The sequence below is a fragment of the Geobacillus sp. Sah69 genome (genome assembly GCF_001414205.1).
Taxonomy (GTDB): Bacteria; Bacillota; Bacilli; order Bacillales; family Anoxybacillaceae; genus Geobacillus; species Geobacillus stearothermophilus.
The window spans coordinates 19,586-33,539 of the sequence record NZ_LLKS01000064.1 but is presented as its reverse complement, the minus strand read 5'-3'; the positions used below and the strand labels follow the sequence as shown (position 1 = coordinate 33,539).

The window sequence follows — 13,954 nt, the reverse complement described above, 5'->3', positions numbered from 1 at the left end:
GTGGGAACGAGTGTATGATCGCATCCTCGAAAGAGCACAACACCGATTAGAAACGATGACGCCTCTTCCGAAAAAAGCACTCGCTTTTGTTCGACGCCTTCAAAAACGAAAGGAAGAAGCGCTGCGTTTCTTACGTGAAGTACATGTTCCCTTTGATAACAACCAAGCCGAACGCGATCTTCGCATGGTCAAAGTCAAAGAGAACATTTCGGGTACGTTTCGCGAAGAAACATTCGCGCAGTCGTTTTGCATCGCAAGAAGCATCGTTTCCACACTGACGAAACACGAAAAAAACGTGTGGGATTCGTTATGTCTTCTGTTGGCAGGCGAAACGATCGATCGAGTTCTTTCCGCTACCTAGGGCATTTTCTATGACCGAAATGCCCTATTTGTGCTGGGCTTTTTTATACACTAGCACTGGGGTGAATAGTTACTCCGTTCGAGCGCATCCATGGGATTTCAGTGACAGAGGGGATATGGCAACGGATGGCGGGAGTGGTTCAAGTACATGTTGAGGCGGCGGGTGATGCCCTCGGTGAAGCAGAAGTGACGCTTCGGGCCATATCAAAGGAAGAAGCCCGCTGCCTGCAACGATGCGTGGAACAGGCGAAACACAAGGTGGGAGCCGCCGCCCATCCAGAACCATCCGCGAATCGTCCACATCGTGCTCTGTTTGCCTTAGCGGCGAAAGAAATAGGGGTGGCTTCGTTGACAAGCGGTGGAGCGCTTGGCGTGGTTGCCGCTTTATGTGGGTTTTTGTCGCCCAAGCGCCAGCCGCAAACAAATATTGTATGTAAAAAAATATTTTTTATACTTTACTACTAAATATTAATTTATTATAATTCTAATGTACTAATCATTATCAATTATAGAAAGATAGAAAGGGGAAGAAATAATGGGGAACCAACAAAATGCTTCCAAATGTCCATATCACGGCAGCGTCACAAGCTACAACTCAAATCGAACAACCAATAAAGACTGGTGGCCGAACCAGCTGAACTTAAGCATTCTCCATCAACACGACCGAAAAACGAATCCTCATGATGAAGAGTTCAATTATGCCGAGGAGTTTCAAAAACTCGACTACTGGGCGCTCAAAGAAGATTTGCGCAAACTGATGACAGAAAGCCAAGATTGGTGGCCGGCCGACTATGGTCATTACGGACCGCTGTTCATTCGCATGGCGTGGCATTCGGCGGGAACGTACCGCATCGGCGACGGTCGCGGCGGCGGTTCGACCGGCACGCAGCGCTTTGCCCCGTTAAACAGCTGGCCGGATAACGCCAACTTGGATAAAGCGCGGCGGTTGCTGTGGCCGATCAAGAAAAAATACGGCAACAAAATTTCTTGGGCTGACTTGATGATTTTGGCCGGCAATGTCGCCATTGAATCGATGGGCGGCAAAACGATCGGCTTTGGCGGCGGCCGGGAAGATGTCTGGCATCCGGAAGAAGACATTTATTGGGGCGCGGAAAAAGAGTGGCTCGCTTCGGAACGCTACAGCGGGGATCGCGAACTGGAAAATCCGCTTGCGGCTGTGCAGATGGGACTGATCTATGTCAACCCGGAAGGCCCTGACGGCAAGCCGGATCCGAAAGCGGCAGCGCGCGACATTCGCGAGACGTTCCGCCGCATGGGGATGAACGACGAAGAAACGGTCGCCTTGATCGCCGGCGGCCACACGTTCGGCAAAGCGCATGGCGCAGGCCCTGCTTCCCACGTCGGCCCCGAGCCGGAAGCCGCTCCGATTGAAGCGCAAGGATTGGGATGGATCAGCTCATACGGAAAAGGAAAAGGCCGCGACACGATCACGAGCGGCATCGAAGGCGCGTGGACGCCGACACCGACGAAGTGGGATATGTCGTATTTCGATATGCTGTTTGGCTATGACTGGTGGCTGACGAAAAGCCCATCTGGGGCATGGCAATGGATGGCAGTTGACCCGAAAGAAGAGCATCTCGCACCGGATGTCGAAGATCCATCGAAAAAAGTTCCGACGATGATGATGACAACCGACCTAGCGCTTCGCTTTGATCCGGAATTCGAAAAAATCGCCCGCCGCTTCCATGAAAATCCGGATGAGTTCGCGGATGCGTTCGCCCGCGCTTGGTTCAAACTGACGCATCGCGATATGGGGCCGAAAACGAGATACTTAGGTCCGGAAGTGCCGGAAGAAGATTTCATCTGGCAGGACCCGATTCCAACGGTCGACTATGAATTGACCGATGCCGAAATTGAAGAAATCAAAGCGAAGATTTTGAACTCGGGTCTGACGGTTAGTGAACTCGTCAAAACCGCTTGGGCCTCAGCCAGCACGTTCCGCAACTCCGATAAACGAGGCGGAGCCAACGGCGCCCGCATACGCCTTGCGCCGCAAAAAGATTGGGAAGTGAACGAACCAGAGCGGCTCGCCAAAGTGCTTTCGGTGTATGAAGACATCCAGCGCGAGCTGCCGAAAAAGGTGAGCATCGCCGACTTGATCGTCCTTGGCGGCAGCGCGGCGGTTGAAAAGGCGGCGCGCGACGCTGGCTTTGATGTCAAAGTGCCGTTTATTCCAGGACGGGGTGATGCGACGCAAGAACAAACTGACGTCCAGAGCTTTTCCGTACTGGAGCCGTTTGCCGACGGATTCCGTAACTATCAAAAGAAAGAGTACAGCGTCGGTCCGGAAGAATTGCTCATCGACAAAGCGCAGCTTCTAGGGTTGACCGCACCTGAGATGACCGTGCTCATCGGCGGTCTGCGGGTATTGGGCGCGAACTATCGCGATCTCCCGCACGGGGTTTTCACTGATCGCGTCGGGGTGCTGACGAACGACTTCTTTGTCAACTTAGTCGACATGAACTATGAATGGGTGCCGACAGACAGCGGCATTTATGAAATCCGCGACCGGAAAACGGGCGAAGTGCGGTGGACGGCCACCCGGGTTGACCTTATTTTCGGAGCCAACTCAATCCTTCGTTCGTACGCCGAATTTTACGCCCAAGACGACAACCGAGAAAAATTCGTCCGCGACTTTATCAACGCTTGGGTGAAAGTGATGAACGCCGACCGCTTTGACATTCATTTGAAACAAACCAAAGAGTCGGTCACGGTTTAACCAGCAAAAAAGCAGCTTGTCCGTTTAAGGGGCAAGCTGCTTTTTTATATTCATATCCAGGGATTCTTTCTTAGACTTGTTGTGGATCAAAAGGGAAAGATTCGTTGAAAGGAAACTAGAGCGCTCAATTACCAGTTTTTATGCTTATGTGTCAGAGATTTGCAGAGAGAAAAGAGTCTTCGGAGAATCTTTGAGAATAGTATGTATTTTATTGACAAATTATGTGTTTTTCAGTATGATTGCGGCAGAATCAAATCAAGATCAAATAGCATAGAGAAAGGGACAGGACAAACGTTCACGTCAAAATAAAAAGACAGCTCAGCCCTGCCCAACGGTGGCGGGGAAAAGCTATCCTTCCGTACGTTGAGATGTTATCAGCCCTGCCCAACGGCGGCGGGGAAAACAACACCTTCTTTTTATGATTGTAAGGTATAAACGTGTTTTAGTCAACACAAAATGAATTTATGTATGGAAAGTAAAGGAGTTTACTTTAAATATGCACTACTTAATCTATTTTGATGAGAGCAATAAACTCGACCAGTTTAACGCTAACTATTCTTACTATGGGGCTTACGGAGGAACCGATGCCGCAATGGCAAGGGTTGTTAAGCAAGTTCGAAACATCTTTAAACAGTGTAATTCTTTTAGTGAACTTCATTTTCGAGAGTATACGAAAGACAACCTTGTCAAGAAATATTTTCAAACTCTTCATACGGTTATTAATGAGAATGTACAGATTAATATTCTAACCGTTAATAATAGGGATGCTTTGTATGCGGCACAGAAAATCGGATTAACGGCGACTGAACTAAGAAACTTATTCTATATCAAAATACCGGAAAGATTATTTTATGGAATGACTCGGGATTTATCAAGTCAAGAATCTGGAACGATTAAGGTGAAGATTAAGGTAGACCAGAATGATGAGTATGATAAGCTTTTTCTTGAAACGAAAATCATTGAACAGATGAATGCACATTCGGCTTATCGCAATAAAAATTACCGCGTTGTTAATGTTCTTTCTCAAAACTCTGTTAAATCAATACCTTTGCAAATAGTGGATACATTTATGGGGATGGTTATATTTTTGTTGGAACAAAATTATCTTGAATCGTCCAATACTGCCAAGATAAAAAGTGATTTAATATACCGGTTCCTTATTGAAGGAAATAACTTAATGAAGTTTCAACAGCAAATCAAACTATATAAATGGACGGGACACGAAGAACTCACCTTTGTCAATATCAGCGACTATGTATCACCTTTTATGGCTTATAAAGCAGCATATGATTCACAAGAAATAATACGAATTCAAAAGATCATGGTTGAGAATCCAGCGATGCCTCTAAAAGAGCTTAGACTCAAGACAGGCTATCCGAATACCATGAAGAACACACTGATCGGATACAAGGATCAGATTGAAGGGCGGGGTAGGAATTATTCTATTTTATGATTCTCTTAGTTAGTTTTTTTTATCAATAAATATGAATCTTTGACACACAAAGAAAAGAAGGAGTTTTCCCATCATGGACGTTCGAATTCGGGCCATTTATGAAACCCGAGTTCGGCAGTCATGGCCGGCTGCATCTGTAAAATAGATCTGGAAAGGAGCGCCCGATGAGGATACGCAAATGTGCTAGAGCAGTGATCATCAATGAGCGAAACGAAATTCTTCTTCAGCAATTTGAATTTCGGGATGTAGTAGGGAACAAAGTGTTATGGGTTACTCCAGGAGGGGGCATTGAAGAAAACGAGACCCCAGCTGAAGCTTTAAAAAGGGAATTATACGAAGAACTAGGCATAGTGGTTGATCTTCTCAGTGGCCCCATATTCCAACTGGATGTATGGATTGAAGGAAAACAAGGTTCTTTTATTAGCCGGGAAATTTATTATCACGTTACGATCCAATCCGATACGGTGTTGTCTATCGAACATATGACAAAGAACGAAAAAGACACACTGAAAGGACTCAAATGGTGGAGCAAAGACGAATTGCAGAAAATCGACAACTTTGCGCCTCGTGAAATATTTAGTTTTCTGCTTTTCACTGCGCTGCGGTTGCAGCGAGTCGAGGGGGAGTAGAGGGAATCGTGACGTTCCTTTCTCTCTTTTTCCCATCTTAAGTTAACATAATATAAATTATAGGAAGTTATATTCGGTTTTGTCTCAATAAAAAGTAATCTTTTGATAGTGAGACGAAAAGCAAAGAAACAACGACATCCGTCATGAATGAGCGCTTTTGCAGCATACGCATGCAGCGGACATATTTGGTTGCTGAACTCCCCGCCACCTGGAAATCCGTTATAGTTTGTTATAAAGGAGTGCGCGATGATGAGATGCGGGCTCGTCCATATTTGTTGTGTCATACCAAAAAAATCAAGAGTCGTCGCCAATTTGGTTTTTGCGCCGTTCCTAGCTTGTGCCCGAGCGGTATGTGTTTCACCGCAATCATTTTCCGCATCCGTCTCGCCTTCCTGATCGTTTGACAGTGGCTGGGCTTGTCCCTTTCTCCTGCCGAGTTGAATGGCGTGCGGATGCAAATAAAATAAAAACGTGCAGTGTTCCTGAGTGGTTCATGAAACACTGCACGTTACCCGCTGCGTGTCGATTGTCGCAGGAAAGGCATGCTCCCATCCTTTCTTTTTAACTTTCAACTTAACTTTCAACGTTATGCAATGTCGGTGTGGCGATAGCGGACGCCTTTATACCGAACGCGAACCGGTATGCCTTTCTCTTGTTTGTACCTGATGAGCAGCCGTCGAGCTTTTGAAAAGGCTTCCATCATCCCAGATGCCGAAATCGCCTCATCCCAGACAGACGTTCTTCCTTGATCTGTGTAAAAGGAAAAGACGTACTGTTTCACCCTTCTTCACCTCCCTAAGTACTTATTATAATCAGAAACTGTTTTTTCTAAACACAAAAACTGTTACAATTATGTTAACATTTTCTGTGCCGCGGCACTATGAAAAAATGGCTGGCGGAATGGGCCGCCGTGTCACGTAGTATGTTCGTTGTCACCGTCGGAATCAGCCTGCCGCCATGCTGCAAAGCCAGCGATCTCTCTTGTCGCCGCAAAGAAAACCGGCACCTTATTCGATGCCGGTTTGATGTTTGTATTGTTTGACAGCCGACGGATAGTCGGCTTGGATGGCGTCTTTGTCCCGCCCAAGCCGCACACTTAAAAACTCTAGCACAGCGGCGTCGTAGGCGAGCCCTGCAGCAAACTGCCGCTTTAACCATCGCTCGCCCGCGGCTTCATCGGGAAAGGTGCGAGCCTCTCCCCCGTCGGCATACCATGTCCATCCCTGTTCCGTCTGGCGGCTTAACCACCACTGGCCCTGATGATTCGTCCAAAACACGCCTTCTGCCTCTTCCCGCTTGTTCAGTTGGTTTTGTTCCGCATCGCCATAAACAGGCGCAAGCGGGAACGTCTCGATGACAAACAGCGGAAAGGTCGTGTCATCCACAAAACAACCCGATGCCTTCGGGTGGCCGCCGCCGCCAAACTGCTTCGCGAATTCGGCGACGTTGACATTGTCATGGATGGTGCGAAACCCGATATGTTTTGTCCCGAGATTGACTAGGGCGATCAAATCTAGGTGCGGATGCCGTTTGGATAAGGCGTTGCCAAGCTCCGACAGATGGCGTTCAGCGAACACGACGCCGATGCAGTAATCGCCGATCCAGCGCTGAACGAGCTGCTTTTGCTTCTGTCGGATGTAGCGTTGAATTTTCTTTTCTTCCATATCCAGAAGCAACTCTTCCGTCTCCGTCAAGGCGAACGCCTCCCCGGAGGCGAGCCGCTCGCTCATCGTCTCCCAAAAGCCGTCGAGCCCGAGAATGGTGAACAAATCGTTGAGCCGCTTCGCTTGCAAATTCCCATTTTCTTCCCATTCCCACGTGTCGTACTGGCGGACGAGCTCGACAAACGCATCCAACGTTTCGTTAGGCACCAGTTTTCCTTCGCGGACGAGGTAATCGTAAAAGAGCGAGGTTGCACATGTTTTTTTGCCGTCTTCCCGTTCGGGCGCGACCCATCCCCATGGATAGCTGTTGAAATGAAGCGCGGTCACGTGGTGGTCGATGACTTGCACATGGCCGCCGCGCTTGGCCCGCTCGGCGAGCTGCTGCTCCACCTCCTGGCCGACGGCTAGGTCGGTGATAAACAGCATGGCGCCATTCGCTTCCTCGCTTTGCAAGAACTGGCTGACCCGTTCATCCAAGTTCCGGTACGAGCAAAACGAAATGTTCACCTCGGCAAACGCCAGCTTGGCGAGCAATCCGCAGCCGATGCCGTCTAAATCGCTGTCGGTAAATAGTTTGATCATCGATTCCCATCCTTTTGTTACAAGCTTTTTTGCAGCCACGTTTTCAAAAGCGGAAGCAGTCGGTCGGGCAGCTCGCTCACTTGTGGAACGAAAACGCGAAAGCGGCCGTAAATGTTTTCAATCGTCCGCCGCGTCGATTCGTCATCCGCCCCGCGGCCTAAAAAAAGGTTGACAACCTCAATGCCGCGCCGCCGCGCTTCGGCCACCGCTTCATGCGTATCGATAATGCCGTTTTGTTCGTAGCCATAGGCGGCCGGTTCCCCGTCAGAAAAGATGAGCAACACTTTTTGCGTTTCCGGGCGGCGGAGAAGTTGCTCAGTCATCCAGCGGATCGCCAGCCCGTCGCGGTTGTCTTCGTGGGGCTCAAGCTGCATGATCGCCGGGCCGCTTGATGGGTTCAACGACTCGCGGAACGAAACAGCCACTTGCAAGTAATTCGGCTGTCTGGCCGCGGTTGCCTCGTTGGCGTCTTCCCAAAACCCGACGATCTGGTGTGGCACACGCAACGTTTGAAGCACGTTGTGGCAGAGAACGAGCCCCGTTTTCGTTTCATCCATTTTATCGTGCATCGACGCCGAGCAGTCGACAAGCAGGCCGAACGCTGCGTTGAACCGCCGCGCTGGCTCGCCTTTTTTGTAAAACAGGTGAGGCCGCTCGTCGGTGAAAAACGGTATGAGCTGTTTGCGCAGCCGTCCGGCCGGCAAGTTCGTGCGCCACGTGCTGCGTTGGTGTTCGAGCCATTGCTCCATCACGCGCACAAGCCGCTTCCGGTATGGCGCGGCCGCCGCCTGTTTGCTGCGGTATTCGTCCCGTTCGTCACGACTTGGCGGCGGGGAAGAAAAAACAATGATGGCTGCCTGGCGGTTCGCTTCCCCATATGGAGCACCGCCTCCGGCTAGTCGATGTTCCTGGAATGCGGCTGCCGCCTCGAGGCCGTATTCGTTTCGCTTCGCCGGCCGGGACGTTCCTTGGACAATGGCGAGCGCCTGGTCGCCATCGTCCCCCGGCCTCGCCCCGTCGCCAAGCATGCCAGTGCGGGTGCCGCGTTCCAACTCAAAGCGGAGAAAATTCCCATTCGGCCGGCTTGTTTCCCGGTGCCACGTCGACAGCACTTCCTGGTGCGCTTTGCCGTTTGACGGATTTTCCGCTGCATCGCGGTTTTCCAACGGATCGACCCGCTTCAAATCGCGAACCGTCACCTTCGGTTCATCGTCCCCGTCATCGACAAATGGAAGCGAGGTGTAAGCGTTCACCATGTCACCGGCAAGCGCCTCTTCCATCAATGCGACGATGGCTAACGCCCAGCGGGCCGTATCCGAGGTGGACATCGCGTCAAACCATTGCGGCCACAGCGCGTCAAGGCGCGCCTGCACCGTTTCATCCGCCATCGGAGCGAGCGGAACGTCATCAAGCGGCGAGTCGGCGGTCAGCCGCAAATACATCGCCGCCAAAAATTGATCGGCGGCGGCGCCGCGGGTTTGGTTTGCCTGCCATTGCTGGGTGAAGTAGCGGCGGTAAAGGCGGCGGCGCGTGCGAAACCAACGTTTCACCCCGGGCCGTTCTCGCTCGCAGAGGGCCTCAACACGAAGATCCTCAGCCAACGAAAACAGCTGTTTCGCCAGTTTCGGCCATGGGTGCGCTTCGGCTGCTTGCCGAAATGCGCGGACCGCCGCTAGGTCCGTATGCCGCCGCGTGCCGATGACGCGCAAGGCGACATCGCTTTTCATCGCCGTTTCTTTCTCCTTTGGCGGATACACATCCCAAAACTGACTGACGTACACCGTTGGCTTAACCGGATGCATCCCGGAATGGGCGGCGAACTCGACCGTCATGTCAGGACGGCGGGCGAGTGTTCGGGCGAGATCGGCGAGCTGCATCACCAAAAACGGATCAATCGGCCGATCGTTGAACATCATAAACCGTTCCATGGCCGCCTCCTACTCGTCAAACCATGTTTCCGCGATATTGCGCACCGCCGCCCGCTCCCGTTCATCGTCGAGCTTGTCGATGATGCTTCGTTCAATGGCGCGCAGCGGCGGGATATGCACCGCCAGATCGCACGCATCGAGCAAGGCGCGTACGGAAGCCACTTCTTCTGCCACTTGCCCGTTTCGCACCTGCGCCAGCAAGTCGGCTGACAAGGCGACGAAACGGTTGATCAACGCATCGTCTGTTAATGTAGTTTGTGCCATGATGACCGATTTTAACGTCTCCCCCTGCACATATGGGACATCGATGACGACGAAGCGGTTTTTTAACGCTTCATTGAGCGGCACGGTGCCGATATAACCTTCGTTGATCGCCGCAATGACGCCAAACGTCGGCTTCGCCTCGACGACCTCGCCAGTGAGCGGATTGGTGAGGCGGCGCCGATAGTCAAGCACGCTGTTTAAGATTGGCAGCGTCTCAGGTTTGGCCATATTGATTTCATCAATGTATAGCAAATGCCCCTTCTCCATCGCCCGGATGACCGGACCGGGCACATATTCGATCACCGCTTGGCCGTCGCGGTGCACGATCGTTTTAAACCCAAGCAGCGCCTCGGCATCAAGGTCCACAGAGCAGTTGATGCTGTGCATCGGCTGCCCGAACAAGGCGGACAACGTTTCCGCTAGCCGCGTTTTCCCCGATCCGGTTGGACCTTTTAACAGTACGTTTTTTCCAAGCGCCAGGGCGATGGCCGCATCGTGCACGATCGCTTCGTCTTCCGCCGTATACCCGCCGGAGCCGATCAGCGCGTGATCTGGATCATGGTGGAATAACGCTTTTCGTGTTTCCATTTCCCTTATGACAACCTGTGGCCATGCCAACATCCTACGTCTTCCTCTCTGTTGTCGTGTCCTTCTCCCATTCTACTAAATCGTTCGGTGGGATGCAAAACAAACAGAATTAACCATAAAAATGTTATGTAAATACATACAAAAAAAGAGGCGCCCTCAACTGAAGTTGTCCTCAATCGCCTTGCGAATGAGCGCCGCACACCGGTCCAGCTCCGCTTTCAGTTGGCGTTTGTACAATTTCGCCTTTTCCTGCCCCCCTTCCGCGAAGCGGTAGTACACAACTTCTTGGTACTTCATGCCTTCTTTTTTCTGCTTGACTTGCTTTAAAATGCCGTCTTCAATCAAATCGTGGAGCGCTTTGTACACTTCGGAATGGTTCGGCCGGTAGCCGAACGGTTTAAACTCTTGGCGCAGCACATCAAGCAGCTTCAGTCCGTACAGCCGCTCCTGTTCGGTGAGCGTAATCAAATACAATTTTAAAAACGCACGTTGTTTTAACAGAAAACCGCTGGGCGTCCGTTTTTCTCCCATAGGCTTTTTCCCTCCTTCCCTACGGATGAAATTTCGCTCTTTGGGCGGCCAAATCCTGCTTATCTTCATTATACCATGCGGGAAAGGAAAAATCCTCTCCCGCTTGGGTTCAATAAAACACGATCGTTTTGTTTCCGTGGATGATGACCCGGTCTTCCAAATGCCATTTGAGCGCCCGGGCGAGCACCGTTTTTTCGATCAGGCGGCCGATCCGCTTTAAATCGTCGGGATGGTGGCGGTGGTCCACGCGGGCGACGTCTTGCTCGATGATCGGCCCTTCATCCAAATCGTCGGTGACGTAGTGCGATGTGGCGCCGATCAATTTGACGCCGCGCTCATACGCCCGCTCATACGGACGCGCGCCAATAAAGGCGGGCAAAAATGAGTGGTGGATGTTGATGATCCGTCCCGGGAATTCAGCGACAAACGCCGGCGACAAAATTTGCATGTAGCGGGCAAGCACGATCGTGTCGATCTGATAGTCGCGAAGCAGACGGATTTGTTCGGCTTCGGCGTCCGCTTTCGTTTCTTTCGTCACCGGAATATGCACATAAGGGATGCCAAATGACTCGACCGTCTCGCGCAAGTCGGGGTGGTTGCTGATGACAAGGGCGATGTCGGCGATCAGCTCTCCCGCCTGCCATTGCCAAAGAAGTTCAAGCAGACAATGCTCAGCTTTGGAGACAAAAATCGCGATTCGCCGAATGTCGTTGTGCAGCCGAAGCTGCCAACGCATCTGAAATTCAGCGGCGATCGGGGCAAAGGCCGCTTCGATCTGGTCTTTTCGTTCCGTGATGTTCGGGCAGTCAAACTCCAAACGGAGGAAGAACGTACCCCCTTTCGGATCGGTCGAGTATTGGCTCGATTCGACGATATTGGCGCCTTGCTCATACAAGAAGGACGTGACCGCGGCGACAATACCTGGACGATCCGGACAGGAAATGAGCAGGCGGGCGCGATCTTCATAGCCTTGCAAAAATGATTGCCAGCGATGTTGGCGAAATGTCGTCATGTTGTTCTCTCCCTTTTCTTTCCGTCGTTTGGTTTTCATCATACAAAAAAATCATCCGCTTGCCAACTGCACGGTCCATCTTTTTTGCAAGAAAAGCCGCCTTTGCCCCTGCGGCGGAAGGGGCGATATTCAAAAGAACATCTCCCCTCGAGTAAAATGGCAGATCAAAGGGTGTCTCGTTATGTAGGAGACACCCTTTGGTCTGCCCGTGATCAGTCTTTCGTCAAATCGCCGGCCGGGCCGAAAAATTCGTAATGGATGCGTTCTTCCGGCACGCCCCACTCTGCTAAGGCGCGGTAGACCGTTTTCATAAATGGCACCGGGCCGCAGAAATAAAAGTCAGCGTCGCGAGTCGGAATGACCGTTTTCATCCAAGTAAGATCGATCCGTCCTTCTTTGCCGAAATGCGGATGACGGCGGTCGTCTTCAGACGGCGATTCGTAACAGAGATGGTAGGCAAACGACGGGCGTTTGGCCAATGCCCGCAACTCTTCGTCAAAGGCTTGCACGCGGCCGTTTAGGGCAGCTTGAAGAAACGTCACCGGACGATTCGGCTGACGGATGGCCAATGTATTCGCCATGCTTAAAAGCGGAGTGACCCCAACGCCGCCGCTGATCAGCACAACCGGCGTTTCGTGTGTCAAGTCGAGCGTAAAGTCGCCGGCTGGAGCGCTTAACTCGACGACATCGCCTTCGTGAATGTGGTCATGCAAATAGTTCGACACGATGCCGGCTGGTTTTTCCGCTGTTGCTGCTTCCCGTTTGACACTGATGCGGTAATACCCTTTGCCGGGGGCGTCCGATAAGCTGTATTGGCGAATGTGCGTATACGTTTCACCAGGGATGTCCAGTTTTACGCTCACGTATTGACCTGGTAAATAGTCGCTGATGGCGTCGCCGTCTTCCGGCTCGAAATAAAACGACGTGATGACGTCGCTTTCCTTCACCTTTTTTGTGACGACAAAGCGGCGGAAACCGCGCCAGCCGCCGTGCTTGGCCGCAGCTTCATCGTAGAGCTCCTTCTCGACTTGAATGAAAACAGCGGCAATGGCTTCATACGCTGCCGCCCAAGCCGTTATCACGTCATCAGTGGCAGCGTCGCCGAGCACGTCTTTGATCGCTAGCAGCAAGTGCCTTCCGACAATCGGGTATTGTTCCGGTTTAACGCCTAAACTCCGGTGTTTATGGCCGATTTGCCGCACGACCGGCAAAATGGCGTCCAATTGATCGATATAGCGCGCTGCCGCGTACACGGCTGCCGCCAAGGCGCGTTGCTGCCGCCCTTGTTTTTGGTTGGCATGGTTGAAAATATTCAACAATTCTGGATGGTTCGAAAACATCAATTGGTAAAACCGTTTGGTAATCTGTTCGCCGTGCTGCTCCAACATCGGTACGGTCGATTTGACGATCTCAATCGTTTTTGGGTGCAAAGCCGTTGTCATAGCCATGTTTCATCTCCTCTCATAAAACATGTATTTTAAATACATGTTTTATTCAATCATACGCATAGTGAAAAAGCAACGTTTCAAATACATCTTTAATAAATTGTTCACAATTCCCTCGCACAGACAGGTGTGATACAATGGAAGCAACCATCTTGTCTAAAGGTTGTGGATGACCATGCAGCTGACGAACTATACAGAATATGCGTTGCGTGTGCTGCTGTTTTTAGGAACGCTCGATGAAGGCGAAAAAACAAATATCAAAGAAATTTCCACTGCGTTTTCCCTCTCTGAGCATCATTTAAGCAAAATCGTCCATGAGCTCGGCAAGCTTGGCTACATCGAAACGATCCGCGGACGCAACGGCGGGATTCGCCTGGCGAAACGGCCGGAGGAGATTGTCATCGGTGCGGTCGTTCGCGAGACGGAAGACAATTTGTCGCTTGTGGAGTGCTTCGCCGCTCACGGTAATGAATGCGTGCTGACGCCTTCATGCCGGCTCCGTTTTGCGCTTCGCGAGGCGTTAGAAGCGTTTTTGCGTGTGCTCGATGCGTATACGCTCGCTGATTTGCTTGAAAACCGTACGTCGCTTCGTGCTTTGCTTGGGGAGCGGCGTGATCGATAGACACTCTCCGGCCGGGTGCCGGGGAGTGTTATTTTTTGCCGAACAGGCATACTATAAGCAAGCATCGCCGCATGAAGGGAGACGGAACGATGGAATCATACGATGTCGTGGTCGTCGCCCGCTGTCTCAGTTTATG

13 protein-coding genes and 1 pseudogene are annotated in these 13,954 nt (G+C 51.3%); 6 read left to right on the top strand and 8 right to left on the bottom strand.

Going from position 1 to position 13,954, the window contains the following annotated elements:
• The 5 genes and pseudogenes from AP057_RS14130 to AP057_RS14110 form a co-directional block, all read left to right on the top strand.
• A partial coding sequence (locus tag AP057_RS14130) for a transposase (RefSeq protein ID WP_152968899.1) occupies positions 1-361 on the top strand: 361 nt, incomplete at its 5' end.
• Between the two features lie 74 nt (positions 362-435).
• Positions 436-762: pseudogene (locus AP057_RS14125) on the top strand (PH domain-containing protein); the annotation flags it as partial.
• A 133-nt stretch (positions 763-895) separates the two neighbouring features.
• On the top strand, positions 896-3,100 hold the full coding sequence (katG, locus tag AP057_RS14120) for a catalase/peroxidase HPI (RefSeq protein WP_055359027.1): 2,205 nt from the start codon (positions 896-898) through the stop codon (positions 3,098-3,100).
• A 496-nt stretch (positions 3,101-3,596) separates the two neighbouring features.
• Positions 3,597-4,553, top strand: a complete 957-nt coding sequence (locus tag AP057_RS14115; protein ID WP_015374842.1) for a DUF3800 domain-containing protein — start codon at positions 3,597-3,599, stop codon at positions 4,551-4,553.
• A 164-nt stretch (positions 4,554-4,717) separates the two neighbouring features.
• Positions 4,718-5,182 (top strand): NUDIX hydrolase, encoded by a 465-nt coding sequence (locus AP057_RS14110; RefSeq protein ID WP_055359026.1) that lies wholly within the window; start codon positions 4,718-4,720, stop codon positions 5,180-5,182.
• A gap of 586 nt (positions 5,183-5,768) precedes the next feature.
• Here AP057_RS14110 and AP057_RS14105 read toward each other — a convergent pair.
• The 8 genes from AP057_RS14105 to hmpA form a co-directional block, all read right to left on the bottom strand.
• Positions 5,769-5,963: a hypothetical protein gene (locus tag AP057_RS14105; protein ID WP_055359025.1), complete on the bottom strand. Its 195-nt coding sequence runs from the start codon at positions 5,961-5,963 to the stop codon at positions 5,769-5,771.
• 226 nt (positions 5,964-6,189) lie between these two features.
• Positions 6,190-7,428: a DHH family phosphoesterase gene (locus tag AP057_RS14100; protein WP_055359024.1), complete on the bottom strand. Its 1,239-nt coding sequence runs from the start codon at positions 7,426-7,428 to the stop codon at positions 6,190-6,192.
• Positions 7,429-7,445: 17 nt separating this feature from the next.
• Positions 7,446-9,356, bottom strand: coding sequence for a nitric oxide reductase activation protein NorD (locus AP057_RS14095; protein WP_055359023.1), 1,911 nt, complete (start codon positions 9,354-9,356; stop codon positions 7,446-7,448).
• Positions 9,357-9,365: 9 nt separating this feature from the next.
• Positions 9,366-10,241: an AAA family ATPase gene (locus tag AP057_RS14090; protein WP_055359022.1), complete on the bottom strand. Its 876-nt coding sequence runs from the start codon at positions 10,239-10,241 to the stop codon at positions 9,366-9,368.
• A 123-nt stretch (positions 10,242-10,364) separates the two neighbouring features.
• The gene (locus tag AP057_RS14085) at positions 10,365-10,739 is read right to left on the bottom strand and encodes a helix-turn-helix transcriptional regulator (RefSeq protein ID WP_033010930.1); all 375 of its coding nucleotides are present in this window, start codon (positions 10,737-10,739) and stop codon (positions 10,365-10,367) included.
• 109 nt (positions 10,740-10,848) lie between these two features.
• A complete protein-coding gene (gene purU, locus AP057_RS14080) occupies positions 10,849-11,751 on the bottom strand; it encodes a formyltetrahydrofolate deformylase (protein ID WP_033014125.1) in 903 nt (300 codons plus the stop codon).
• Complete coding sequence (locus AP057_RS17170; protein ID WP_152968898.1) at positions 11,702-11,884, bottom strand: hypothetical protein; 183 nt, start codon at positions 11,882-11,884, stop codon at positions 11,702-11,704. Before AP057_RS17170 ends, purU begins: the two co-directional genes overlap by 50 nt.
• A gap of 79 nt (positions 11,885-11,963) precedes the next feature.
• Positions 11,964-13,199 (bottom strand): NO-inducible flavohemoprotein, encoded by a 1,236-nt coding sequence (hmpA, locus tag AP057_RS14075; protein ID WP_055359021.1) that lies wholly within the window; start codon positions 13,197-13,199, stop codon positions 11,964-11,966.
• Positions 13,200-13,371: 172 nt separating this feature from the next.
• Between hmpA and nsrR the strand changes: the two genes are divergently transcribed.
• Positions 13,372-13,818, top strand: coding sequence for a nitric oxide-sensing transcriptional repressor NsrR (gene nsrR / locus AP057_RS14070; protein ID WP_033010926.1), 447 nt, complete (start codon positions 13,372-13,374; stop codon positions 13,816-13,818).
• The last annotated feature ends 136 nt before the right edge of the window (positions 13,819-13,954 follow it).